Origin of the sequence: Virgibacillus sp. L01 (assembly GCF_052246775.1) — a bacterium.
Taxonomy (GTDB): domain Bacteria; phylum Bacillota; class Bacilli; order Bacillales; family Amphibacillaceae; genus Lentibacillus.
The window spans coordinates 1-25,211 of the sequence record NZ_JBQQCP010000017.1; the positions used below are offsets into that span (position 1 = coordinate 1).

The window sequence follows — 25,211 nt, forward strand, 5'->3', positions numbered from 1 at the left end:
TTAAGGACATGTCTGGTAGCATTAGCGGAGAGGACACACCTGTTCCCATGCCGAACACAGTAGTTAAGCTCTCCAGCGCCGATGGTAGTTGGGGCTTTGCCCCTGCAAGAGTAGGACGCCGCCAGGCTATTTTTTATATATTTTTTTATAACAGTAAATAATCACGTAGCACAATGAGTACAATACATAACGTCATATTACACTGATAAATACTAACAAATAATTCCACAGTAGCTGGCCGCATACATCTTTGAGAAGCTACTATATGCAGGCCTGCGAGGAGTGCTTGCATCACCGAATAATCATACACCACGACGAGCACAATACATAAGGTTATATTAACTTGATAAATACTTATATATTATTCCACAGTAGCTCAGCGGTAGAGCAATCGGCTGTTAACCGATCGGTCGTAGGTTCGATTCCTACCTGTGGAGCCATTTTAATGCTTCCATAGCTCAGCCGGTAGAGCACCACCATGGTAAGGTGGGGGTCAGCGGTTCAAGTCCGCTTGGAAGCTCTTACGTTAAACATCTATTTCCCAAGGGATTTAGGTGTTTTTATTTATGAAGAATATTCGATTAATGTATTATAAGTATAAGGACGGAGTGGTAAAATGTCAGCACCAAAAGAAGTAAGGAAGCAACGCAGAGAACAAATTGCTAGTGAAATTATTTCATCAAAAGAAGCTTTGGAAATTCTAGGCGTTTCACGTATGCGATTAAGCCAATATGTAAATGACGGTAGGGTAAAACCGATTAGAAGTGGTATATATTTAAAAGACGATATTGTGGCTTTTAAAGAAGCATTTAGAGAAGCGAGATCAAATAATGAATGGTTAAAAACGTTTGAATAGACGTTATGCATATTGACTTTTTTAAGGTATCTTTATCGATAAGCCAGGTTTTTTAATATATAAATGATATAAGAATAAATAGACAGGTGGTTTTAAAATGGGGAATGGGTTATCGTTGCTTATAATATTAGCTATTGTAGTAACTATAGCTGAAGTGCTTGTGGCTTACTTTTTGATCAAGAAACATAATATGAAAATTTGGCAATCTTTGTATACCTCGTTACCGGTAATTGTAATCGTTTGGGTAGTAGCTATTATGTATTCTTAACAAAAAATCAACACTCAACTAATTTTACAAGTTGAGTGTTGATTTTTCACGTTTAAGTAATTTATAAATCTGAAGCTGAACAAAGAAAACAATAAACGCTAAACCACATAAGTTCACATAATACCAAATGCCATTGCCAAGCACGTCAAGTGGTGTGGTAGCTGTAGGTGTATGGGAAAGGTAGAGGTAATTGGAATTTAATAATGGATTAATAAAGAAACCAATTATAATAGCATAAATTAATAGGTATCCATAGACTTCAAGTAGTGATTTAAACTTAATCTTTAAGGAACTGGTTGCGACAAGAAAAATACTTGTCCATGATATGGCAGTATGATGGACAAAAAACTTCCAAAAGCGATAGTGCGGATAGTCATACGGCAACTCTGGAGTAACTAATGCCAGGAAAGCAGGGATAAGACCAATAAAAAAAGTGATTTGTATAAGCTTCCTGTTGTGAGTAACTAACGCAATTGCCCCTGTTATACCTGCAATTCCGCAAAGATGCAATGGTGTGTGCTCTTGTAAGCTCCATATTCCAGTTAATGCTGTCCAGGTTTGATAGGATACTTCTGATAAAATTAACAGACTAAATAAAATCCAACGTATTGTATTGTGTAAATATGTATTAGATAAGATCTTTTTAAAAAATACTATAAATAGTATGATCCCAAAAAAATATATAAGCAGCATAACAATGTGACTTAAACCAAACGCAATAAATGGCTCGCCACCTAAACTTAACCAGTTCCCCATATAATTCCCCCAAATTGTTAAAAGTTACAGTCTATATCTCCATTATATTGGTAGCAAAAGTGTTTGAAAATAAAGAATTCCTATTTTCCCTTTACAAAGATGCTTAATCTATATATAATAAAATTCGTTGGTTTATGACAAGCCCTTTTTTGGCAGCTAAGTAATTATAAATATTTTTTACTGCATAGACAATTCTTATATGTGTAATAATTATAGTATTTTTATTACATGAAACCATTGTAAGGCCCGTTGGTCAAGTGGTTAAGACACCGCCCTTTCACGGCGGTAACACGGGTTCGAATCCCGTACGGGTCACCATTAATTCTTAGGAAAGTCAGTAACCTAATACATAGGAGGATTAGCTCAGCTGGGAGAGCACCTGCCTTACAAGCAGGGGGTCGCAGGTTCGAGCCCTGCATCCTCCACCATTAATATATGCCGGTCTAGCTCAATTGGCAGAGCAACTGACTTGTAATCAGTAGGTTGGGGGTTCAATTCCTCTGGCCGGCACCATTTTTTATGTATAATTTATAGAAATGTAGTTAAAATATGGAGGGGTAGCGAAGTGGCTAAACGCGGCGGACTGTAAATCCGCTCCCTCAGGGTTCGGGAGTTCGAATCTCTCCCCCTCCACCATAATTTACTTAATTGGGCTATAGCCAAGCGGTAAGGCATCGGGTTTTGATCCCGTGATCCTAGGTTCGAATCCTGGTAGCCCAGCCTTTTTTTATTTTATGAGGTTTTTCGGGCAACATTCCTGACATGAGCCATTAGCTCAGCTGGCAGAGCATCTGACTTTTAATCAGAGGGTCGGAGGTTCGAATCCTCCATGGCTCATCAATTTATATGAAAAAACACTAGCGTAAATACATAACACATATTATAATAGCAGATAAACAAGGTCGTTATGATTACCAACAACCTTGTTTATTTGCATTTTGTACTGTTTTTTTACATAATAGATACAGTAATTTATTCATTAATAAAAAAATGAACAATTTGACATATATAAATTATGCTAGTTAAAAGGATGAGATGGTATGAAAACTTCTAGATTCCCTGGTTTTTACAATATGACTGTTGAGGAACGCAGACAGTTGTTGACTACGATGGATACGTTCACTGATGAAGAAAAAGATTATTTGTTTTCAAACGAACCTCTTCCAACTGACACGGCGGATAAAATGATAGAAAACGTAGTCGGGACTTTTCCGCTTCCATTAGGATTAGGATTGAATTTTTTAATTAATGGGAAAGAATATGTAATACCAATGGCAATTGAAGAACCATCTGTTGTTGCCTCAGCAAGCTATATTGCAAAAACTGTCAGAAATGCTGGAGGGTTTACTACAGAGGCGACAGATCGTGTTATGATTGGTCAAATTCAAGTAGTAGGCTGTCCGGATTTTCAAGCAGCAAAAGAGGCTGTTTTAAAGGAAAAAGATGCATTGATTGCTGATGCTAATGCTGCATACCCCAGTTTAGTAGCTAGGGGTGGTGGCGCAGAAGATCTAGAAGTTAGAGTATTAAATGAAGAATCAGACTCAAAATATGGTCAAATGCTTATCCTTCACGTTTATATAAATACTTGTGACGCAATGGGAGCAAATATCATTAACACAATGGTTGAGTCACTTGCTCCGACAGTCGAGACTATCACGAAAGGGAAAGTATATTTACGGATCCTTTCTAATTATCCAGATCGTTGTCTTGCACGTGCGCGTTGTGTCATTCCACCTGAATTATTACAGACAGGCAGTTATACAGGTGAAGAAGTGCGTGATGGCGTTATTCATGCCTATGAGTTTGCCGCATCGGACCCTTACCGCGCTGTTACCCACAATAAAGGGATAATGAATGGTATTGATCCCATCGTTATTGCAACAGGTAATGACTGGCGTGCTGTTGAGGCTGGGGCCCATGCACACGCAGCGAGATTTGGGAAATATAGCTCGATGACAGAATGGTCGAAGGATGAGGACGGGAATTTAGTTGGTGAATTAGAACTCCCTATGTCTGTCGGGACTGTAGGCGGTTCGACCCATGTTCACCCAATTTCTAAACTTGCATATAAAATCTTAGATGTTGATTCGGCACAGGAGCTTGCACAAGTTATAGTTTCTGTTGGACTTGCACAAAACCTTGGTGCACTTAAAGCCTTAGCAACCGATGGTATTCAGAAAGGTCATATGGCTTTACATTCTCGTTCTGTTGCCATTGCAGCAGGAGCTACAGGGGAGATGATTGATATCATTGCTGAACGATTAGTAGATGAAAAAGAAATCCGTGTTGGAAAAGCTAAAGAAATGGTGGAAGAATATATAAAATGAGTGCAGAAAAAGCAACAACTTCAGAACAAACAGCTATAGGTATAGCTCATAGTAAATTGATCTTAATCGGGGAACATGCAGTTGTACACGGGCAACCTGCTATTGCGCTTCCTTTCCCGTTAGTAGGGGTGGAATCAGTGATTGATTATGTTCCAGGCTCGGTAAAGATTGATAGTACTTTTTACCATGGTCCGCTTGAATCTGCTCCAGAGTCGCTGGAGGGGCTTGCAAATTGTATTAAGGCAACCTTAAATTATCTTCAGTTACCATGTGAGGATCTTTTAATACGGATTAAATCATCTATACCACCCGGAAAAGGACTTGGATCAAGTGCTTCGGTAGCTATTGCGGTAGTGAGATCATTATTTGCTTATAACAATCAGGACTATTCAGAAGATGAACTCCTGAACCTAGCTAATATTTCGGAAACGTATGCGCATGGTGTTCCTAGTGGTATCGATACACTAACAATTACTTCGGATTTCCCAGTCTGGTTTGAGAAGGAACTGCCTTCTGATTTTATTGAACCTAAAGGTGATTTTCACTTTATTGTTGCCGATTCAGGCAGAATGGGTGATACACGTTTAGCTGTTGAATCAGTTGGAAACTTGTTCAAATCAGCTCCAAGAAGAATACAGGCCAAGCTTGACCGTATTGGTGAAATTACGCATCGAGCAAGACATGCGCTTGAGAGTGCGAGCAAGCATTTACTAGGACAGATGTTAAATGAAGCACAAAAAGAACTGGAAGCACTAGGCGTAAGTGATGCAGGCCTAAACAGGTTAATCTACTTTGCGCGACAGGAAGGTGCCTTAGGTGCCAAATTAACTGGAGGCGGAAATGGCGGTTGTATTATTGCCTTAGCACGTAATGAAGTACACTCTAGGCAGCTATCTGAAAAGCTGAAAAAATTCGGCGCACACACGGTATGGCCTTTTGTTCTAAGAAAGAAGCCTGAATAAGCATCAACATTAGAAAACGTGGCTTATCATCAAGCCTTAGTTGCATATATGCAGTAAGGGAGGATATTTGTATTTTCTAAACTGCGACACAGAGGGGATATACAATGAAGGCATCAGCCAAAGCACATACAAATATTGCCTTAATTAAATACTGGGGCAAACGGGATGAATCGTTAATACTCCCGATGAATAATAGCCTCTCATTGACTTTAAATGGATTTTATACAACGACTACAGTTGATTTTAGAGAATCGTTAACAGAGGACAGCTTTTATCTGAATAATCAACCGGTAAGTGGTGTGGAATATGAACGGGTCACATCTTTTTTAGACCTAATTCGGGAATATGCAGGAAAACCGAATTTATTTGCAGAAGTTCATTCTACTAATTATGTTCCGACAGCAGCTGGATTTGCATCATCTGCATCAGGGTTTGCTGCATTAGCAACAGCCGCTGCCAAATCGCTTGGACTTAAGGTAAGTGATGAAGAACTTTCTATCTTAACTAGACAAGGGTCAGGGTCAGCCTGCAGATCAATTTACGGGGGTTTTGTAGAATGGGAAAAAGGAGACAGGTCTGATGGCTCTGATTCTTATGCTATTCAAGTAGCACCTGCAAACCATTGGGATATTCGTGTCGCTGCAGTCGTTTTATCCTCTTCAGCAAAGAAGGTGCTGAGCAGGGAGGGTATGAAGCGGACAGTTGATACGTCTGCTTATTATTCCAGCTGGGTTGAAAGTATTCCAGATGATCTCAATAATATTAAAGAGGGTATAAAGAACAGGGATTTTGAGAAAGTAGGAGAAATAGCTGAGGCAAATTGTCTTAGAATGCATGCCACTACTTTGGCTGCCAACCCACCTTTTACGTATTGGCATGACACAACGCTGGCAGTAATGCAATCTGTCCAGGAACTACGTGAAAACGGGGTTTCAGCATATTTTACAATTGATGCTGGTCCAAATGTAAAAGTTCTTTACCTGCCAGAAAACGAAGAAACGATACAAAGTACGCTCCGTGAAATACCTGGGGTTGATGATGTTATTGCAAGTCGAGCAGGTCAAGGAGTATCCTATATTTAGGAGTTGAAACGTATTGCCAACTACACCATTGAGCCTTAAAGTCCCCGGGAAATTAATGATAGCAGGGGAATTTGCAGTACTTGAAGCCTATCAAAATCTAGTCGTTATGGCGGTTGATCGTTTTGTTTATGTGACATTAACACAACAGGATGAAAACCGTCTTTCTTTGCTGAACTTCGAATTAGCTAACCTCGAATGGACCTATCATGAAAAGAAGGTCAACATAAAGACAGCTGACAAGCGTGTAAAGTTTGTTGAAGATGCTATGTCAGTAGTATATACATATTTAAAAGAAATGAACGCTTCTCCAGCTAATTTTCATTTAGAAATCCGCAGTGAACTTGATGACGAATCTGGTCGTAAATACGGATTAGGTTCTAGTGCCGCTGTCGTTACATCTGTGGTTGCTGCCATTTTAAAAAAATACCTACCAAAAGAGCCATCCGCTAAATTGATTTTTAAGTTAGCGGCTATTTCGCATGTAAAAACACAGGGAAGTGGTTCAGGCGCTGACGTAGCTGCATCATCCTATGGTGGTTTTTTACAATATGCCTCATTTCAAGCAGAATGGCTACAGTACGAATACGAGCAGGCAGTTACCATTCGTGAATTAGTTGAAAAGGATTGGCAGTATTTATCTCTTAATCCTATTAAGTTACCAGCTAATGCTTACATGTGTATTGGCTGGACTGGAACCCCTGCTTTGACTGGGAAATTAATCGATAAAATTAAACGCCTTAAAACAGAGAATAATACATTATATGAGCAATTTCTTGATGACAGTAATAAGGCAGTAAGTACCTTTATCAAAGGAGTTACTGAAAAGGATGTTGCACTTATTATTGAGGGTACGAAACTGAACAGACGTGCGTTAGCTACTGTAGGAAAACACGCTAATGCAGAAATAGAAACCCCGATGTTGCAAAAGTTGTGTGATCTTGCTGAACAGCACGGTGGGGCAGGTAAACCATCTGGAGCAGGCGGCGGTGACTGCGGGATCGCATTTCTGCCATCTGAAGAACAGGCTCAGAAGCTTATGAAAGCCTGGGAAGAGGCAGGAATTAAACCGTTGGATATTCAACTTAATAAGGCTGGTGCAGCAGAAATATAAAGCAGGCTAGGAACATAATAAAAATTTCCCACTTTAAAGACAATAATAACAGGATAGATCTTTCGAACGTTCATTTTCAATGGTTGGATTTAATAAGTAGCTGATATAAAATGCGACGTAGTGAAGATATTTTTCTGTTCTAATGATTGTTTAGTGCTTAAACTCGTTCCGGCAGAATACTACGCTTTCCATGGGCAAGACCTCAGCCTCCTCCGAGGTCTTCGTAACGTGCTTTTCCCATAGGAGTCTACGTATTCCGCCTCCACTGGAAGAGGCTTCCTGATTAGAGGTGGGAGTGTTCCATATGGTTAAGAAGCAATGTCACAATAACTTCATCACGTTTTGCTGCTAATGGCTCAATTCATTCTTAGCAAATTTCTGCAGCATATCTTGAACTTCCAATTGATCTTTATCAAATAATAGTGCATCCATAATACTTCACCTCAATCTAATTTTTAAAATCGGAAAAGCTGGAGCTAATATATAACTAAAATGAATGAATGTTCATTCATCAGATGATTAAAAAAATATACTGAAATAATCTACTGATTCTCACCCTCATTATGGAATAAGTGAAAGTATACTTAATTACTTTCAAATTCATTATAACATGATTTTAAAGTTTTATTCCAACAATCATTCTTCAGTGTATATATATACATATTTTTGTCGAGTTGAGTCATTACCTGTTTTTTGGCTAAAATAATAAGGTAGAGGAGGAATTCAAATGAAGAAAAATATGTCTATAATTGGCGTGCCGATGGATCTTGGACAAAGTCGGCGCGGTGTTGATATGGGGCCAAGTGCCATCCGATATGCAGGTGTTGTTGAAACACTTGAAAATTTAAACTATGATATTAAAGATCTGGGTGATGTGCCGGTTTCCCGCCCTGATAGCAAATATGAGAAACAGGAAGATAATTTACGTAATTTACAACAGGTGGCTGATGCAAATCAGAAACTTGCAGAAATGGTCGACAAGGAAATTACCAATAACCACTTTCCATTAGTATTAGGTGGTGATCATAGTATTGCTATTGGCAGTCTAGCAGGTATAGCGAAGCACTATGAAAATTTAGGCGTAATCTGGTATGACGCGCATGGTGACTTGAATTCTGGTGATACATCGCCATCTGGTAATATTCACGGCATGCCCCTTGCTGTAAGTTTAGGTATCGGGAATGAAAAGTTAACGAACATACTTGGCTATCAGCCGAAAATCAAGCCTGAGAATATTGTAATAATAGGTGCCCGTTCACTTGATCCGGGAGAAAAGGACTTGATTAAAGAAAGTGGCATAAACGTATATTCCATGCATGAAGTGGACCGTTTGGGGATGCCAGCTGTAATGAGCCAGGCAATAGATTACTTAAAAAATCGTACAGATGGAGTTCATTTGAGTCTGGATTTAGATGGATTGGACCCAGAGGAAGCCCCTGGTGTAGGAACACCGGTTATTGGCGGGTTATCCTACCGTGAAAGCCACTTAGCAATGGAGATGCTTGCAGAGTCCAATATCCTTACTTCTGCAGAATTTGTTGAAGTAAATCCGATTTTGGATCATAAGAATAAAACGGCAACTGTTGCTGTCGGATTAATAGGATCGCTGTTTGGTGAAAAGTTGAAGTAGTCGTTTGGAAGTACAATTTGATTATTGAGTGAAATGGAGCATTGGATTGCAAAGCAATTGATGCTCTTTTTGGCAGTTAAGAAACCAACATAAGAACGAGGATCCAGACCCATGCTCGAAACGCAGTTTTTGTAACAAATAACGGAACAAGGATCTGCCGAACAATCGGTGCGGATCCTCATTCCGCTAAAAGGAGAAAATGCTGTTCTGAAAGGGGGGAACCGGATCCTCGTTCCGCTAAATGCATAAAATCAACGGTATATTAGGGTGAAAAATGCAAATAACGGAACGAGGATCCAGAACCATGCTCCAAACGCGGTTTTTGTAACAAATAACGGAACCAGGATCCGTCTTCTCAAGGTTAGTTGGACACCTGTTAAAATATCGCTATTAATGCAATGATAATGATCGCTGAGTCAGCAATAATGTGAACAAGCCATGAGTTATAAATATTACTTGAGTTTTCATTGAGCCAATTAAACACTAATCCTACTGAAAAGAGTCCAAATAGTGCTAACAGGAATAATCCGATGTTGAACCAGGTAAGAAAGATTGCTGTATGGTAGATCGCAAACAAGAATGATGAATAGATATAGGCAAATAGCCGATGTTTCTGCTGTAGATTTTTAAAAATAAACCCTCTGAAAAAAATCTCTTCTAAAAATGAATTGCCGACTATAATATAAATACTGATAAATAAAAAAGTATCACCAGTGATGTTTTTCTGTGCCAGGTTTTCACTAATTTGGGTGAAGTCAATATGCTCTTTTAAAACAAGGTATGCCCCGAAAAGAATGAGAAATGCTCCAATTCCCAAACCGGCACTTATTTTTAATCGCCTGGTGTCGATTCCTCGTGTCGCAAAGTAGGTGGTTTTGCTTTTGGCTATGTAATGAAAACTAAATAGTACGAGGAAGAAAATGAACACCTTTGCCATCGTTTTATAGAGATATTCGAAGGAGAGAACTTGCTCAATAATAAATAATATTGCGATTGATAACGAGCTTAATAAGACAATTAATTTTTTTTCGGTCATGAAAACACCTGCTACGAGTTTTTTTCTATTGTAACATTTTAACAGAAAAAAAAGACATCCATCTTTGCATGTCTTTTTACCCTTTTTCTCTCTGTTTTTGGTGTATTTAATAAATAATGAAGTTACTATTGTATTCATTAAGTAGCTTGTCTAGTTTTTTGCTGGTTTGAATTACAACTTCAGAGGTCAATCCATGGGTGTTGCTTAATGTAATTAAGGTATTACGACAATCCTCTATTTTTTCTAATAATATCGAATTGTTTTCCACAAAACCGGCCTCCAATCTAGTATAATGTATAATGTATTAAGTAATTACCCAATAAATCAGGAAAGTAAACAATTTATATATAAATTTTTGAAACCTTACATAATGTTAATTCGTATATGTAAAATACCGCATAGTAAGCGGAGGTACTTATAATGGACTTGGTAATTAAAGAGAAAATAAAGCAGGTTAAAAGAGGGGATCAGTCCGCCTACGAGGATGTTGTCTCATTTTATCAAAATAAAATTTATCAGCATGTTTACCGGATGCTTGGAAATCAGCATGAGGCTGAAGATATTGCACAGGAAGCTTTTATTAGGGCGTACATTAACATTCATTCGTTTGACGATCGGCGCAAGTTCTCGACGTGGCTATACCGAATCGCCACTAATTTAACAATTGACCGGATACGAAAGCGTAAGCCTGACTACTATCTCGATGCTGAAGTGAAGGGGGCTGAGGGCTTAGATATGTATTCGCGGCTTGCGACTGATGAACCGCTGCCTGAAGAGGAAGTGGAAGGATTGGAATTACAAAACTACATCCATCAGGAAATTTCTACACTCCCACCCAAATATAGAGGTGTGATTATTCTTAGGTATTTAGAAGAGTTTTCGCTTCAGGAGATAAGTGACATTCTGGATATTCCACTGGGAACTGTAAAGACGCGAATCCATCGGGGCCGTGAAGCACTAAGGAAAAAGCTTCGCCATGTGTAAAGGAGTGTGATCAACTTGAACTGTAATAAGGACACTATAGAGCTAATGCATAAGTACTTGGACGGTGATTTAACCAAACAGGAAGAAACGAAATTGCGCGGTCATTTAGAAGGTTGTGAGGACTGCCAAAAGCACTTCCATGAGTTGAAGCGCACCATTACACTTGTCCAAAGTACAGAAAATATTTCTGCACCAGCAGATTTCACCGCCAAAGTTATGGAAAAATTACCTACAGAAAAGAAGCGTGTGAGGTATAAGCGTTGGTTTAAAGCACATCCAATTGTTACATCGGCAGCAATCTTTTTCATATTTATGTTTAGCGGTATTTTTTCAGCATGGAATCAGCAAAGTGAACTGGTTGTCTCCAAGCAGGAAAACCTGGTAATTCAAGGTGATACTGTTATTGTTCCAGAAGGGGTTACCGTATCTGGGGACTTATTAGTCAAAAACGGTATTCTTAAAATAGATGGAACGGTCGATGGCAATGTAACCCTAATAAATAGTGAACTTATGGATGACTCGATTGAAGGGTCAGGACTTATGGCATCGGCTGGAGAAGTAAATGGAGAACTGAAAGAGGTAGATCGAATATTTGAATGGATCTGGTTTCACTTGAAGGATACGGTTGAAAGTATTTTCTCTTTGGGACTAGTCTCGAATATGCATTAGAAAAAAGACGAAGAAACCTGGTGTTAAATCCAGGTTTTTTTGTGCTCGGAATATAACGTGATACAATGGAAAATATGATATAATGGATATACTATTATTACGTATAGATAGGAAGGAACCATATGTGCGGAAGGAAGTGTGAACATGCTTGATGGGGGATTTGATTTTTTAACCCTATTAAAAATCGTCATAGATATTGCTCTCGTCTGGTATGTTTTATATAAATTAATCATGTTAATTCGAGGTACGAAGGCAATTCAGCTCTTAAAAGGAATTATTGTCGTATTGGCCGTATGGCTGTTAAGTATCGCATTTGATCTACATACGATTCAATATATAACAAACCAGGCTATTGACTGGGGTTTTGTTGTCATAATTATATTATTCCAGCCAGAGCTTAGAAGGGCTTTGGAACAGCTTGGCCGTGGGAATATGTTTTCCAGAGGGTCTAAATCAGAGGAAGAGATTCTGGAACAGAAAATTGAAGCAATCGTACAATCGAGTACTTATATGGCCAAGCGTCGTATTGGTGCCCTGATTTCAGTTGAGCGTGAGACTGGTATTGGTGACTACGCAGAAACTGGTATTCCAATAAACGGCAGGCTTACACATCAACTGCTAACGAATATTTTCACACCTAATACACCATTGCATGATGGAGCGGTAATTATTAAGGATGAGGAAATTATGGCTGCAGCCTGTTATTTGCCGCTATCTGAAAGTCCGTTTATATCTAAAGAATTGGGTACGAGACACCGGGCTGCAATGGGTATAAGTGAGGTAACAGATGCAATTACAATCGTTGTATCGGAAGAAACCGGAAATATTTCATGTACGAAAAACGGCGAATTAAAGCGGGAACTGGACCGCGAGGATTTACGTAAATATCTTCGTGATAATCTACCATTATCATTAAGAGCCCCTGAATCTAAGTCACGAAATCAGAGGGGGAAAGAAAATGGATAATTGGTTTAAAAGTCGGTGGTTTGTCCGTGGCATTTCATTATTCTTTGCTATAGTTCTGTATGTCTTTGTGCAAGTGGAAATGGATCAATACCAAAATGATTCGCGAATTCCGGATAACAATGAGGGAATTCAGTCGGTTGAGAATGTCCCAATAAATATACGGATTGATGAAGATAATTATGTTGTAAGTGGCGTACCAGAATTTTCTACTGTTTCGTTGGAGGGTCCAACAGGTACAATGACTGCAACAGCACGACAACAGAACTTTGACGTATATGTCGACCTGCAAGATCTTGAGGAAGGAACACATACAGTTGAGCTGCAGCATAGTGGCGTGCCAGAGGAGCTTACGGTATATATTGAGCCGAAAACAATTGAGGTTACAATTGAGGAGCGAGCATCGGAAGAGTTTGATGTAGCGGTTGATTTTATTAACAGTAAACAACTTCCTCAAGGCTATGAAGTAGGTTCATCGGAGGTAAGCCCGCAAAAAGTAACGATCACGAGTTCAAGAGAAGTAATTAACAAAATAGCCATTGTAAAAGTATTTGTAGATGTAGCTGGCCTGAAGGAAAATATAGACAATCGGGAAGTGCCGGTTAATGTATATGATGCCAGTGGAAATGAACTAAATGTTAAAGTGGAGCCTGAGAGTGTTGCCGTTTCAGCTGAAATTAAAAATCCGAGTAAAACCGTTCCGGTAACCTTATCGACAACCGGAGATCTACCTGAAGGGTATTCATTGTCCTCTATATCTGCTAATGTAGATGAAGCAGAAATATTCGCAACAAGTGATGTCTTAGAAGGCATAGAAGAAGTTTCCACAGAGGAAATTGATATGTCAGAGATAACCGAATCCGGCACGATAAATGTCGGACTAGCATTACCGGATGGTGCCAATGCTCCAGAATTGGAGCAAGTCGAAGTAACAATTGAACTCGAGCAGACGAGAACTGTTGAGGATGTTTCGATAGATGTTGAAAATCTGGAGGAAGGACAAGAAGTTTCGTTTGTTGAACCTGCAGAGCCGGCTATGAATATAACTGTTGTAGGTAACCAGAATGTTGTTAGTGAACTTACAGCAGAGGATTTTCAGGTAACAGTTGATGCGGGCGGACTAGAGAGTGGGGAGCATCAGCTTCCGGTAACAATTGAAGGCCCTGAGAATAGTGAAGTAAATGGTCAGTTTGATCAGGTAACAATAGAAATTACATGATGATTATAGGGATAGTGCTTTATCGAAATGGATTAGGGAGTAATTAAGTACCCTGAATCCACAGTGCTCTCAAATTGGTTAAATGGATGTAAAGGAGAGATCCAACATGGGAAATTATTTTGGAACAGATGGTGTCAGAGGAGTAGCAAACACTGAATTAACACCAGAGCTCGCGTTTAAATTAGGCCGTTTTGGCGGTTATGCATTAACAAGAGATGTGCAGAAGCCGAAAATATTAATAGGACGCGATACACGTATTTCCGGACACATGCTAGAGGGTGCCCTTGTAGCAGGGTTGCTTTCTATTGGCGCAGAGGTTATGCGCTTAGGGGTTATTTCTACCCCGGGTGTTGCTTATTTGACAAAAGCAACAAGTGCCGAGGCGGGGATTATGATTTCCGCCTCACACAATCCAGTCGAGGATAATGGTATTAAATTTTTCAGACCTGATGGCTTTAAGTTAACCGATGACCAGGAGAACGAGATCGAACAATTGATGGAGGGGGAAGATAATCTTCCTCGCCCAGTTGGTGCCGATGTTGGGCTAGTTAACGATTACTTTGAAGGTGGGCAAAAATATCTTTCCTTCTTAAAAGGAACAATCGATAATGACTTTGATGATATGCAAATAGCAATTGACTGTGCACATGGATCAACATCCAGTTTAGCTACACATCTATTTGCAGATCTTGAAGCAGATATATTCTCTATTGGTTCTTCTCCAGACGGTTTGAATATCAATGATGGTGTTGGATCAACTCATCCAGAAACATTACAGGCATTTGTTACTGAAAAGGGTGCCGATGTTGGGCTTGCCTTTGACGGTGATGGTGATCGCTTAATTGCAGTGGATGAAAAAGGGAATATTGTTGATGGTGATCAGATCATGTACATTTGCGGTAAGTTTATGAATGAAAAAGGTGTGCTGCGCCATGACACAGTTGTATCTACTGTAATGAGTAATATCGGCTTTTATAAAGCATTAGAAGAAAATGGCATGCGCAGTGATAAAACATCAGTCGGTGACCGTTATGTAATGGAGGAAATGATTAGAGGTGGATATAACCTCGGTGGTGAACAGTCTGGACATATCATCTTCCTTGATTATAATACGACAGGCGACGGCATGTTATCCGCCATCCAACTAATAAATGTTATGAAAGAAACCGGAAAGAAATTATCAGAGCTTGCAGATGAAATGGAAATTTACCCTCAAGTACTGAAAAATGTACGAGTGATTGATAAGAAGAGTGCGCTAACAAATCCTAGAATCAATGAAGCAATCGAAGCGGTTGAAAAAGAAATGGACGGAGAAGGACGTGTTCTTGTACGTCCATCTGGAACAGAACCGCTAGTACGTGTAATGGTGGAAGCACCAACGAAGGAAGCATGTGAAAAATACGCTGATCAGGTAGTCACAGTAATTAATGACTTGCTTGGGATGAAATAATAGAATGTGATGGGCCATCAACTTGTATGCTAAGTTGATGGTCATTTCTTATTAGGTATAAAAGGATTTTGGTTAAAACAGAGATGCTTTTTAAAAGAATTTTTGTTAAAGTTGTATAAGGTTGATAAAAAATACTATGGAGGATTTAATTGATGGAAATAAAACAAAAAGGGATTTATTTAATAGGTAGTGCCCTTGTTACAATAGGGTTGCTTGCTGGTTGTGGAAGTAGTGAGGAATCTGCTCCAGAAAAGGACAAGCCAGTAGAGGAACCAAAACAGCAACAAAAGGAAGAAACGGAACAACAAAAAGATAAACCCATTGCTTCAGAAGAATCAAAAAATGATAATGTAATTAAAATATCTGCGTTTGAGATGGGTTATACGCCACCTTCAGTTACTTTGGAAGAAGGTAAAGAATATACATTAGTATTGAAAAATAACGGAAAAATCTTTCATGATTTAACTGCAAAAAAACTTGATGTAAATATCACTCATATGGGAAAGATGCCTGACCATCCTGAAAAAATGTCTTTTTCAGATGAAATTGATAAAATTTTGGGTTTAAATAAGGTTCATGCTAGTGGTAGTCACGATGATGGTCATGGTGAGGAGGAAAAGAATTACATTCATATGAACGCCAGATCTGGTCAAACAGTTAAAATTAAGTTTATTCCTCAAGAAACAGGAGAATTCAAGTTCTTTTGTAGTGTTCCAGGACATGAAGAAGCTGGAATGCACGGAGGAATCGAAATTGAATAATAAATAACAACAACCTCCAATAATATGGAGGTTGTTGCTATTTATAGAAGGCTTTTACATTCAGAAATATATGTTTTTCGTTATTTAGGTTTTTTCTATATATGTGATGTCTATTCCAGAGTAATCATGAAAACGGAAAAAGGAATAAACCACAAACGCACTACCTCCAATACGTAATTTACGTTATAATTAATCTTACAAATGGAACTTTTCAAACATCTATAGAAAAAAGAAATTATTTAGGGGGAATATGATGATACAATTTCCAAAACCAACTGTGGAGCAATTTTTTCGTACGTATGTCATCACGAATTTTACTGTGAGTAATGATGAAGAACATCTTGTATTCAGTTCAAATCTGAATGGCAAAATGAACTTATGGGCAATGGATCTGCCTGACACATTTCCGTATCAGTTTGCCCAGCATGATGAATCCTGCAGCTTTATTAAATTTGATCCAGAAAATCGCCACGTATTAGCTGGATTTGATAAAGACGGCGATGAGAACCACCATATTTATGCTATACCAAGTGAAGGTGGCTTACCACAGCCATTGATTTCAGGGGATGCAGAAGAGAAGTACTTTTTTACCCACTTGAGTGAAGATGGTAAGCGTGTCTATTACATGACTTCAGAGGAAAACCCGTCATTTCTGAATGCGCGTGTCCGTAATTTGGAAAATAACACAGATACATTAGTCAATATTGGTGAAGTGTCTCCTACCGAATTAGCAGCTGTTTCGAAGAATGAAGATGCTTTTGTCTATTTAAGGGCTTTTGCAAATACGTTTGTTACAGGATTTGTTAAAACGGGTGAAGAACAGTACAGCTTAACTCCTGATCCTGAAAAAGTTCATGTAACATTTGATCCTGTATTTGTTGATGAAAAAACGATTTATTTTGTAACTAACTATAATAGTGAATATAGTTATGTTGCTGAATTTGATCTTGAAACAAAAGAGTTCTCATCACTGATTTCAATTGAGAATGAGAGCGTCGAGTCACTAAAGTTCAATAAAGATAATAATGTGTTATACCTTGTTACTGAAAATGGGGTTACAGATGAATTATACCGTTATGATCTGGGTGCTAAGAGTCTTACAAAACTGTCGGCACCAGTGGATGTTATTGAACAAATTCATGTAGCAAAATCAGGGAACATTTATGTATTAGGACGGAGCGCGACAGTACCACATAATATTTTGAAATCTAAAGACGGTAAAGATTGGAAGCGATTGACCAATAACCGTGTGTTAGGACTGGATAACGATGATATGGTTGAGCCTGATGTTGTTTCTTATAAGTCATTTGATGGGATGGAAATTGAAGCCTTACTGTTTAGGGCAAAACCTGAAAATGATAATGGCTATACGATATTTTGGCCACACGGCGGACCACAAGCGTCTGAGCGAAAGTCATTCCGCTCGATGTTCCAGTGTTTTCTCAACCGTGGATACACAATTTTTGCGCCAAACTTCCGTGGCAGCACAGGCTATGGGTCATCTTTCGTAAAACTGGTCGAACAGGACTGGGGAGAAGGGCCACGTTTGGACTGTGTAGCGGGCATTGAATGGTTATTTGAGAAAAATATAACGGACCGTGAAAAGTTATTCCTGGTAGGTGGCAGTTATGGTGGTTACATGACATTATTACTTCATGGACGCCATCCAGAATACTTTAAAGCCTGTGTTGATATTTTTGGACCATCCGATTTGTTCTCGTTCATCAATTCTGTACCACCACACTGGAAGCCAATTATGGACCGTTGGTTAGGTGACCCGGAACGTGACAAAGAACGCTTTATCAAAGACTCACCAGTGACATATTTGGATGGTATGACGAAGCCAATGCTCGTCATCCAGGGAGCAAAAGATCCGCGTGTCGTAAAAGAAGAATCCGACAATATTGTAGCCAAGCTTGAAGAAGCGGGCCGCGATGTAGAGTATCTCGTGCTTGAAGATGAAGGACATGGTTTCTCTAAAAAGGAAAATGAGATTAAAGTTTATAACCGTATGCTAGACTTTTTGGAAAAGCATCAGGTTTAAGTTTACGGTCTAAGTAAGCTGAGATACCTATAAAAAAATGCACCGATTTACCCCTTTGGAAATTATTTTTTAAAGGGGTTTATTATAACTAAAATATACTATACTTTTCCATAATAAGAACGGACCATATTGTTAATAAGTATATGTTCTGTTTTTTAGCAAATTAGAATTACAAAATAACAGGAGGTATGGATATGAAGATCCAAAGAATAGATCATGTAGGTGTAATCGTAAATGATCTCTCTGCTGCTAAAGAGTTTTTTCTCGATTTTGGGCTTGAAATGCTAGGGGAAGGAGAAGTGGAAGGTGAGTGGGTAGAACGAATAATTGGGCTTAATGATGTTAGAGAGACAGTTGTAATGTTAGGGATGCCGGACGGCGAGGCAACCTTGGAGCTGGTCAAATTCCATACGCCTTCAGATGAAAAAGGTATTCAGCAATCTTTTGCAAATACCTTGGGTATCCGGCATATTGCATTTGCTGTTGAAGATATTGAATCTGTTGTTGCCAAATTGAAAAAGAAAGGCACGGAACTTTTTGGTGAGGTACAGAACTATAAAAACGCTTATAAGTTATGTTACGTTCGTGGGCCGGAAGGGATTATTTTAGAGTTGGCGGAGAAAATTAGATAAATATTGAATAGCATAGTGAAGAGCCAATTTAAGTAGGCGCTTTATAACAATAAAATGCTTTCGCGTATTAAAAACATGAGAAGCAAGGAAGAACATGTAAAAGTTCAGAAACAGAATAAAGGAACAAACAACCCTGAGATTTACATAGGAGTGATTAGCTCTATCATAATAACGCCAATAAGGAGGATTGTTTCATGACAAACTCGTTAGGCAAGAAAAGAACTGATTCTGCTTCAAAAGTTATTAATGCATCAGCGCAAATCATCTACCAGGCATTTACTGACCCGGAGGCGCTCGTTTCATGGCTGCCGCCAGAAGGGATGGAAGGTAGTATCGATTTTTTCGAACCCTGGGAAGGAGGTTCCTATCAAATGTCCCTTACCTACGTCAGCCCAGATCGTACCATTCGCGGTAAAACTTCGGAGGACACTGACGTCGTTCGGGGGACATTTCTAAAATTGGTTGAGGACAAGCAAATCGTGCAAGAGATCAATTTCGAATCCGAGGACCCCTCGTTTGCGGGTGCAATGATCATGACCTGGGCTCTGGACACTGTCTCGGAGGGCACCAAAGTCACTATCATTTGTGAAAATGTACCTGAAGGAATACGCCAGGAAGATCACGAAGCAGGCCTGAAATCAACTTTGGAGAATCTTGCTGCCTTCGCTAAACAGGATAGAGTTTGATCTACAACTACTATCGTTTGCCAGCACAAAAAAGTGGCATGATTTTTTAGAATAAATTTGGCATGCCACTTTTTCCGGTTAGTAGTCGATTATAGGAGTAGAAAGATAGGACTACTTATAACTGCATGTTCGAATAGCGTGTTCAGTTTCTGAAATGAGATCTTTATTACCATTTTCCAGACGTATTTCCAAGGCTTTATTAAAGTAATCTGTCGCACGCTGAAATTCTTTCTGGTCAAACAGGTTTTTACCATAATGCTGATAGACATAGTCCAAATATACATTATAATTCGGATCCGTTTCAGCCATTTCAATTAATTCAGCAAACATTTGATTGGAGATGTCGAATTTATTCTCCCATTGATAGGTATTTGCTAAACGTATTTTATTAACAAAAACACTTTGCTCATTGTTCATATTTTCCGAAATTGTAATTGCTTCGTTAAGGTATTTTTTACTTTCTTCCAATTCACCTATAATTCTTAAAAAGTAACCAAGCAAACCGTACCGTTTACTTTTTTCATAATCATCATATGTATTATTATTAAGCTGTTCTTTAATATAGAGCATTCCTTCAAGCATGCTCAATTGATCCTGAGCAACTTCCCGTAAATTTGGCCCGTATTTAAATTTCATGTTAAATGGGATATCTGCAATATTCATAGATTATCACCTTGTGTTTCAAATATTTTTTCGTACAAACTCTCTTTCTAGCATAAAATTATTTTCTTGATAAGATTGTCTGGCAGATTCATTTTTAATCCAGTAATCGAGCTCTATGCAATCAACTTGTTCGCTGTGTGCAATTTGCTGGGTCTTCTCCATTAATGCTTGTCCATAGCCTTTTCGTTGCTCTGACTCGTTTATACTAAGCTGATGCACATACAGGCTTTTATATGACTTTTTAAATGGTGTACTAGGCTTATTCAGTATTTCAAAAAAGATAAAACCTTTATTTTCATTTTCATCTGATAAAATTAAAAAGGTGTATTGTTCATTTTTCGGCAGTTAAGAAAGTATAAATACTTTCTTACTGCATAAGTGCAACTAAGGCTTTCGCCATTAAGGCTTGGCGATAAGCCAAGTTTTCTAATTAACTTTTCAAACTCGACTTCCATTTCTACTAAGTTATACGGCGTAAAATTACGAGGGTATTATTTAACGTGCAGGTTGTGAACAACTTGATTTAGCCTTGCAAGTTTCTGATAATCATATGATCTAAATATTTTAATTAGATTCACCTCATATTTTTATCCTAGTATACATGATGGCATCATATAATGTACATATATGTAAATTAGACATATACATAATACAACACCCTTTCGAAAAAAAGTAATTGACCGTATCAGCTCGCCTCGGTTAAAATGTAATGAGCCCTTTAATAAGGTTTACTATCCGAAATTTCAGGTTAAACACGAGGGTGGATGTAATTATTCAAAGATAGAAAGGTGGATCGATGTTACAACGAACGAAAAGCGCCTGAACTATTTTCTGGCCGGTAAAGAAGATAGTTGACGAGGTGGAGGTTAATCGAATGAATCGGCGGATACCTCCCGATTGCACATCCCAATCGATATGCTTTATTTCTAAAACAGCAAGGTGACTTGTTGGACAATAGAATAAAGCAGGATGCATTAATTATATGTACACGAGAAAGGGGCAGCCGAACGCCCCAGTATAATTAAACGTACAGGTCGTTAGTCTGCCTCTTTCAATCAAGGAGGATGCAACGATATGTGTGGAATTGTAGGATATATTGGACAGAATGATACAAAAGACGTATTGCTAAATGGACTGGAAAAGTTGGAATACCGTGGCTATGATTCTGCGGGAATTGCAATGTTAAATGATAATGGAATGAATCTTTTTAAAGTGAAAGGCCGAATTGCAGCATTACGAGGCCGTGTAGATGAATCTGTTGAATCAACAATGGGAATCGGTCATACACGTTGGGCAACACATGGTGTGCCGAGTGCAATGAATGCACATCCACATCAAAGCACAACAGGCAGGTTCACCCTTGTTCATAACGGTGTCATCGAAAACTTTCAGGATTTAAAAAGAGATTATTTGGGTAATGTCTCGTTTGTCAGTGAGACAGATACAGAAGTTATTGTTCAGCTAGTTGAAAAAAACTTCAACAAATACCAAGACACTGCTGAAGCATTTCGCCAAACAATTAGTCTATTAAAAGGATCCTATGCGATTGGATTAATCGATAAAGAAGATCAGGATACCATTTATGTGGCAAAAAATAAAAGCCCATTACTAATTGGCCTAGGTGACGGCTTCAATGTAATTGCAAGCGATGCAATGGCAACATTGAAGGAAACAGATCAATATCTTGAGATTTATGACCAGGAAGTTGTTCTTGTAAATCGTAGTTTTGTTGAGGTGCAAAAGCTGAATGGTACAGTCGTTGACCGCAAACCATTTACAGCCCAAATTGATGTGAGTGATACCGAAAAAGGAACTTATCCTCACTTCATGCTGAAAGAAATTGATGAACAGCCGTTTGTTATGCGCAGAATCATCCAGGAATACCAGGATGACGACAACAACCTTAAGCTTGATCAGGATGTTCGTGATGCAATGAAAGCATGTGACCGCATTTATATCATTGCAGCAGGCACAAGCTATCATGCTGGGTTAGTTGGCAAACAGTTCATTGAGAAATTAGCAAAAGTACCAGTCGAAGTCCATGTAGCAAGTGAATTTTCTTATAATATGCCGCTGCTATCGGAAAAACCATTATTTGTATTTATTTCACAAAGTGGTGAAACAGCCGATAGCCGATCAGTTTTAGTAAAAATAAAGGAATTGGGACATCCAGCACTAACCATTACCAACGTGCCAGGATCCACCCTTTCTCGTGAAGCGAATTACACATTAAATCTTTATGCAGGACCGGAAATTGCAGTCGCATCAACTAAGGCCTATACAGCACAAATGGCAGTTTTAGCCATATTGGCAGTAGATACAGCACAGGCAAAAGAACTGCAGTTAGACTTTGACCCCATGCAGGAGCTAGCCATTGTGGCAAATGCGATGGAGGTACTAACCGAACAAAAAGAAGCCATTGAAGATTTAGCAAAGAACTATCTGGCAACATCACGTAATGCATTCTTCATCGGACGCAGCACTGATTACTATGTATGTATAGAGGGTGCACTTAAGCTAAAAGAAATCTCTTATATCCAGGCAGAAGGTTTTGCAGGTGGAGAATTGAAGCACGGAACAATTGCATTAATTGAAGAAGGAACTCCTGTAATTGCTTTAGCAACACAATCAGAAGTTAATTACGGAATCCGCAGCAATGTACAGGAAGTAGAAGCGCGTGGCGCAAACGCAATGGTCATGAGCATGAAAGGCTTAGAGCAGGATACAGATGCATTTGTTGTACCACACGTGCATGAGCTCTTAACGCCACTAGTAAGCGTCGTACCATTGCAGCTTCTAGCATACTATGCAGCACTGCATCGTGACTGCGATGTCGATAAACCTAGGAATCTAGCGAAAAGTGTCACGGTTGAGTAGAGTTATAGAATGTGAGTAACGTATTTGTTTCCCGAAATCAATGTCCTTCCCTATGTAACAAAGTTCTTCCTTAGGGAACAAAGTTGGTTTATGAGAAGAGTAAGAAGAGAAGAAAAAAGAGAAGAAACCGACCAAGCAACATCCACTCCTTACTCAAATAAACTCAATCAAATATCAATCAAAATTCAGGCTGGATCCAATCACGGACCAGTCTCTTTTTTTGCTTTCGAAAACCCTCAATTCATTATCAGCACTGAACTCAATCAACTTTCAATCAAGTACAATTCAATCAAAACCCAATCACTTTTCAATCATGTTTCGAGAAAAGGTGTGAGAGAAAGAAACGAGAAAGTGTCTACCTCTCCTCTTTCTCCAATTCCTTTCTCTGTTCTGATCGCCAGGGAAGAGCTTTCTTACCTTTTCCAATCCAACTGTTTCCCGAAAACAATGTCCTTCCCTGTGTAACAAAGTTCTTCCTTATGTAACAAAGTTGGTATGTGAGAAGGATGAAAACAGAAGAAGAACGAGGAGAACCAACCAAGCAACATCTATTCATAACCCAATTAAATTCAAACAAATATCAATGAAATTTCAGGCTGGATCCAATCACGGACCAGTCTTTTTTCTTTACCTTCGAAAATCCTCAATCTATTATCAGCACTGAACTTAATCAACTTTCAAGCACCCTCTTTTCAATCCTTATCCAGCAATTTTTCAATACATTACTTTAGAGGAAGAAGTGTGAAAGAAACGAGAAGGTCTTCCTCTCCTCATTCTCCAATTCCTTTCTCTGTTCTGATCGCCAGGGAAGAACTTTCTTACCTTTTCCAATCCAACACCACCTAATTTCAGGCAGCAAAATGGGCGGTTTCAGGGAAGAACTTAGTTCCATTACAGAAAAAGGGAAAAGCGTGTTAGAGATAGGTGTGGCAAGGGATTGAGGGGGATTTTGTGAGGGAAGATAAAAGTTACTGGTTAACATAATAGAAGGAATGAATGTTAGAGAAAGGAGAAAAACCATAATAGAATACTTGGAGTGTTATGCATGAACTTTTTTATTTTACTTGAAAGTTCATATGCTTTCCTATTAACTTTTTAAGGATAACAATTATAGGATAAGTCAACTATCTTTGGTCCAGTATGTGCAGGTTATCGGTTGTTTTAAGGCAAATAACTCCTATTCCATCCTATAATTACTATATTTAGTCCTATAATTGTTATCTATGAAACAGATGACCCAAGGGAAAAATAGCTGAATTGGTATTCCTTTTGCAAAATACATCTACCTCAGATGTCTAATCAAACTTTCCTAGGTTTTCTTCTAAAAGATTAACAAACAGTATTGAAGTAATTACTTTCCTTACCATCTGTTGTATAATTAAAATAATTCAATTTTCGTACTTACGAATATATTCTTTGGAATGTGAGGAGATTTAGCATGGATAAGTCTCAGAAACATGCAGTGCCAAATGAAGTTATAAATGCTATTGATCAACTTGATGAAAAGAATGCGAAAGGCTATCTATATGACATCTTTTCGATTATCCAGAGGAATCAGCAGGATAGTTCAGAAAAACTGTATGAAGAAATGGATACGCTGTTACAAGAATTAATTCATTCGCAATTCAATAAACAAAAACATTCAAACACGAGTAACACCTATCAATCAAACTCTTCGATTCCCCGCAGGAGGTTAAATTTACCCTTAGCAAAGGTTGGATTATCACACGGGCAGCAAAGATTAAGGGCAGAAAATGAAAGGATCTTACGTAATAAGAGAAAAGGAAATAGGTAGTATTCTATGCTTTTTCTTCATAAGCCGTGATACTTGTTGAGCAATGTTACGAGATGCAGAAGAGACTGGGTAAGAAAGACTCAATGAGGTTGGGTAGTGCACTATATTGAACTAATACGTCGACAACAAAGTATAGGAATGGAATAACAATCAAAAAAGAATATCTAAAAGTTAATTGGAATAGCTTGTGACGGTTTTCACTTAAACTAACGCAGCAGTTTAGTTGAATAGAGATATAATTTTGAGAAGGGGGATTATGATATGGATGCCTTTAGTGCTATTTGGAATCTTGCATTCCTCGTTTTAATTGTTTACTTAATATCAAGGGTAGCCCGCCACTTTAATAACAACAAGAAAAAGCTAAATGAGATGGATAAAAAAATAGATGAAATAAAGGAGATTATCTCTAAAAATGATTCATAACAACAATAATTGAA

Annotated in this window: 25 protein-coding genes, 8 tRNA genes and 1 rRNA gene; 29 read left to right on the forward strand and 5 right to left on the reverse strand. The window is 38.5% G+C overall.

Translation table 11 applies throughout. The annotated features are described in order from the left end of the window. Positions 1-11: 11 nt before the first annotated feature. The 5 genes from rrf (at position 12) to ACTWQM_RS19425 (ending at position 1,124) form a co-directional block, all read left to right on the forward strand. Positions 12-127, forward strand: a 5S ribosomal RNA gene (rrf, locus tag ACTWQM_RS19405). A gap of 238 nt (positions 128-365) precedes the next feature. Then, positions 366-440, forward strand: a tRNA-Asn gene (locus tag ACTWQM_RS19410). Between the two features lie 7 nt (positions 441-447). Next, a tRNA-Thr gene (locus ACTWQM_RS19415) sits at positions 448-520 on the forward strand. Between the two features lie 96 nt (positions 521-616). Next, positions 617-856 (forward strand): hypothetical protein, encoded by a 240-nt coding sequence (locus tag ACTWQM_RS19420; RefSeq protein ID WP_443259788.1) that lies wholly within the window; start codon positions 617-619, stop codon positions 854-856. A gap of 97 nt (positions 857-953) precedes the next feature. Continuing rightward, positions 954-1,124: a hypothetical protein gene (locus ACTWQM_RS19425; protein ID WP_443259789.1), complete on the forward strand. Its 171-nt coding sequence runs from the start codon at positions 954-956 to the stop codon at positions 1,122-1,124. 24 nt (positions 1,125-1,148) lie between these two features. Here the strand turns inward: ACTWQM_RS19425 and ACTWQM_RS19430 are convergent, their stop codons facing one another. Then, a complete protein-coding gene (locus ACTWQM_RS19430) occupies positions 1,149-1,880 on the reverse strand; it encodes a YwaF family protein (protein WP_443259790.1) in 732 nt (243 codons plus the stop codon). 243 nt (positions 1,881-2,123) lie between these two features. Between ACTWQM_RS19430 and ACTWQM_RS19435 the strand changes: the two genes are divergently transcribed. The 11 genes from ACTWQM_RS19435 to rocF all read left to right on the forward strand — a co-directional run bounded on the left by ACTWQM_RS19435 (position 2,124) and on the right by rocF (position 8,995). Further along, positions 2,124-2,198: transfer RNA gene (locus tag ACTWQM_RS19435), tRNA-Glu, on the forward strand. Between the two features lie 34 nt (positions 2,199-2,232). Further along, positions 2,233-2,308, forward strand: a tRNA-Val gene (locus tag ACTWQM_RS19440). A gap of 9 nt (positions 2,309-2,317) precedes the next feature. After that, positions 2,318-2,393: transfer RNA gene (locus ACTWQM_RS19445), tRNA-Thr, on the forward strand. A gap of 38 nt (positions 2,394-2,431) precedes the next feature. Then, positions 2,432-2,516: transfer RNA gene (locus tag ACTWQM_RS19450), tRNA-Tyr, on the forward strand. Positions 2,517-2,529: 13 nt separating this feature from the next. Then, positions 2,530-2,600 (forward strand) — tRNA-Gln (locus ACTWQM_RS19455). A 44-nt stretch (positions 2,601-2,644) separates the two neighbouring features. Further along, positions 2,645-2,717 (forward strand) — tRNA-Lys (locus ACTWQM_RS19460). Between the two features lie 203 nt (positions 2,718-2,920). Then, positions 2,921-4,210 carry a hydroxymethylglutaryl-CoA reductase, degradative gene (locus tag ACTWQM_RS19465; protein ID WP_443259791.1) on the forward strand — a complete coding sequence of 430 codons (1,290 nt, stop codon included), beginning with the start codon at positions 2,921-2,923 and terminating at the stop codon, positions 4,208-4,210. Further along, positions 4,207-5,172, forward strand: coding sequence for a mevalonate kinase (gene mvk / locus ACTWQM_RS19470; RefSeq protein ID WP_443259792.1), 966 nt, complete (start codon positions 4,207-4,209; stop codon positions 5,170-5,172). Before ACTWQM_RS19465 ends, mvk begins: the two co-directional genes overlap by 4 nt. A gap of 104 nt (positions 5,173-5,276) precedes the next feature. After that, entirely contained in the window at positions 5,277-6,254 is a 978-nt protein-coding gene (mvaD, locus tag ACTWQM_RS19475; RefSeq protein WP_443259793.1) for a diphosphomevalonate decarboxylase, read from the forward strand. A 13-nt stretch (positions 6,255-6,267) separates the two neighbouring features. Continuing rightward, positions 6,268-7,365 (forward strand): phosphomevalonate kinase, encoded by a 1,098-nt coding sequence (locus tag ACTWQM_RS19480; protein WP_443259794.1) that lies wholly within the window; start codon positions 6,268-6,270, stop codon positions 7,363-7,365. Between the two features lie 727 nt (positions 7,366-8,092). After that, positions 8,093-8,995 carry an arginase gene (gene rocF, locus ACTWQM_RS19485; protein WP_443259795.1) on the forward strand — a complete coding sequence of 301 codons (903 nt, stop codon included), beginning with the start codon at positions 8,093-8,095 and terminating at the stop codon, positions 8,993-8,995. Between the two features lie 376 nt (positions 8,996-9,371). On the opposite strand, the gene ACTWQM_RS19490 is transcribed toward rocF, so the two are convergent. Both ACTWQM_RS19490 and ACTWQM_RS19495 read right to left on the reverse strand, forming a co-directional pair. Further along, the gene (locus tag ACTWQM_RS19490) at positions 9,372-10,031 is read right to left on the reverse strand and encodes a CPBP family intramembrane glutamic endopeptidase (RefSeq protein WP_443259796.1); all 660 of its coding nucleotides are present in this window, start codon (positions 10,029-10,031) and stop codon (positions 9,372-9,374) included. A 106-nt stretch (positions 10,032-10,137) separates the two neighbouring features. After that, positions 10,138-10,299 (reverse strand): Spo0E family sporulation regulatory protein-aspartic acid phosphatase, encoded by a 162-nt coding sequence (locus ACTWQM_RS19495; protein WP_443259797.1) that lies wholly within the window; start codon positions 10,297-10,299, stop codon positions 10,138-10,140. A gap of 152 nt (positions 10,300-10,451) precedes the next feature. On the opposite strand from ACTWQM_RS19495, the gene sigW reads away from it, so the two are divergent. The 9 genes from sigW (at position 10,452) to ACTWQM_RS19540 (ending at position 19,439) form a co-directional block, all read left to right on the forward strand. Next, positions 10,452-11,015, forward strand: a complete 564-nt coding sequence (sigW, locus tag ACTWQM_RS19500) for an RNA polymerase sigma factor SigW (RefSeq protein WP_443259798.1) — start codon at positions 10,452-10,454, stop codon at positions 11,013-11,015. Between the two features lie 15 nt (positions 11,016-11,030). After that, the gene (locus tag ACTWQM_RS19505) at positions 11,031-11,684 is read left to right on the forward strand and encodes a zf-HC2 domain-containing protein (RefSeq protein ID WP_443259799.1); all 654 of its coding nucleotides are present in this window, start codon (positions 11,031-11,033) and stop codon (positions 11,682-11,684) included. A 144-nt stretch (positions 11,685-11,828) separates the two neighbouring features. Then, on the forward strand, positions 11,829-12,650 hold the full coding sequence (gene cdaA, locus ACTWQM_RS19510) for a diadenylate cyclase CdaA (RefSeq protein ID WP_443259800.1): 822 nt from the start codon (positions 11,829-11,831) through the stop codon (positions 12,648-12,650). Next, positions 12,643-13,866 (forward strand): CdaR family protein, encoded by a 1,224-nt coding sequence (locus tag ACTWQM_RS19515; RefSeq protein ID WP_443259801.1) that lies wholly within the window; start codon positions 12,643-12,645, stop codon positions 13,864-13,866. Before cdaA ends, ACTWQM_RS19515 begins: the two co-directional genes overlap by 8 nt. A gap of 106 nt (positions 13,867-13,972) precedes the next feature. After that, positions 13,973-15,316 (forward strand): phosphoglucosamine mutase, encoded by a 1,344-nt coding sequence (gene glmM, locus ACTWQM_RS19520; protein ID WP_443259802.1) that lies wholly within the window; start codon positions 13,973-13,975, stop codon positions 15,314-15,316. 152 nt (positions 15,317-15,468) lie between these two features. After that, positions 15,469-16,077, forward strand: a complete 609-nt coding sequence (locus ACTWQM_RS19525) for a plastocyanin/azurin family copper-binding protein (protein ID WP_443259803.1) — start codon at positions 15,469-15,471, stop codon at positions 16,075-16,077. A gap of 253 nt (positions 16,078-16,330) precedes the next feature. Beyond that, complete coding sequence (locus ACTWQM_RS19530) at positions 16,331-18,121, forward strand: alpha/beta fold hydrolase (RefSeq protein WP_443259804.1); 1,791 nt, start codon at positions 16,331-16,333, stop codon at positions 18,119-18,121. Between the two features lie 194 nt (positions 18,122-18,315). Further along, positions 18,316-18,753, forward strand: coding sequence for a VOC family protein (locus ACTWQM_RS19535; protein ID WP_443259805.1), 438 nt, complete (start codon positions 18,316-18,318; stop codon positions 18,751-18,753). 194 nt (positions 18,754-18,947) lie between these two features. Then, positions 18,948-19,439, forward strand: a complete 492-nt coding sequence (locus ACTWQM_RS19540; RefSeq protein WP_443259806.1) for an SRPBCC family protein — start codon at positions 18,948-18,950, stop codon at positions 19,437-19,439. Positions 19,440-19,550: 111 nt separating this feature from the next. Here the strand turns inward: ACTWQM_RS19540 and ACTWQM_RS19545 are convergent, their stop codons facing one another. Continuing rightward, a complete protein-coding gene (locus tag ACTWQM_RS19545) occupies positions 19,551-20,102 on the reverse strand; it encodes a tetratricopeptide repeat protein (protein ID WP_443259807.1) in 552 nt (183 codons plus the stop codon). Positions 20,103-20,120: 18 nt separating this feature from the next. Beyond that, entirely contained in the window at positions 20,121-20,447 is a 327-nt protein-coding gene (locus ACTWQM_RS19550; RefSeq protein WP_443259822.1) for a GNAT family N-acetyltransferase, read from the reverse strand. Positions 20,448-21,176: 729 nt separating this feature from the next. Between ACTWQM_RS19550 and glmS the strand changes: the two genes are divergently transcribed. The 4 genes from glmS (at position 21,177) to ACTWQM_RS19570 (ending at position 25,197) form a co-directional block, all read left to right on the forward strand. Next, the gene (gene glmS, locus ACTWQM_RS19555) at positions 21,177-22,979 is read left to right on the forward strand and encodes a glutamine--fructose-6-phosphate transaminase (isomerizing) (protein ID WP_443259808.1); all 1,803 of its coding nucleotides are present in this window, start codon (positions 21,177-21,179) and stop codon (positions 22,977-22,979) included. Positions 22,980-23,069: 90 nt separating this feature from the next. After that, the gene (locus ACTWQM_RS19560; RefSeq protein WP_443259809.1) at positions 23,070-23,444 is read left to right on the forward strand and encodes a hypothetical protein; all 375 of its coding nucleotides are present in this window, start codon (positions 23,070-23,072) and stop codon (positions 23,442-23,444) included. Positions 23,445-24,417: 973 nt separating this feature from the next. Further along, positions 24,418-24,774 (forward strand): hypothetical protein, encoded by a 357-nt coding sequence (locus tag ACTWQM_RS19565; RefSeq protein ID WP_443259810.1) that lies wholly within the window; start codon positions 24,418-24,420, stop codon positions 24,772-24,774. Positions 24,775-25,035: 261 nt separating this feature from the next. Next, positions 25,036-25,197 carry a hypothetical protein gene (locus ACTWQM_RS19570; RefSeq protein WP_443259811.1) on the forward strand — a complete coding sequence of 54 codons (162 nt, stop codon included), beginning with the start codon at positions 25,036-25,038 and terminating at the stop codon, positions 25,195-25,197. Positions 25,198-25,211 lie beyond the last annotated feature (14 nt).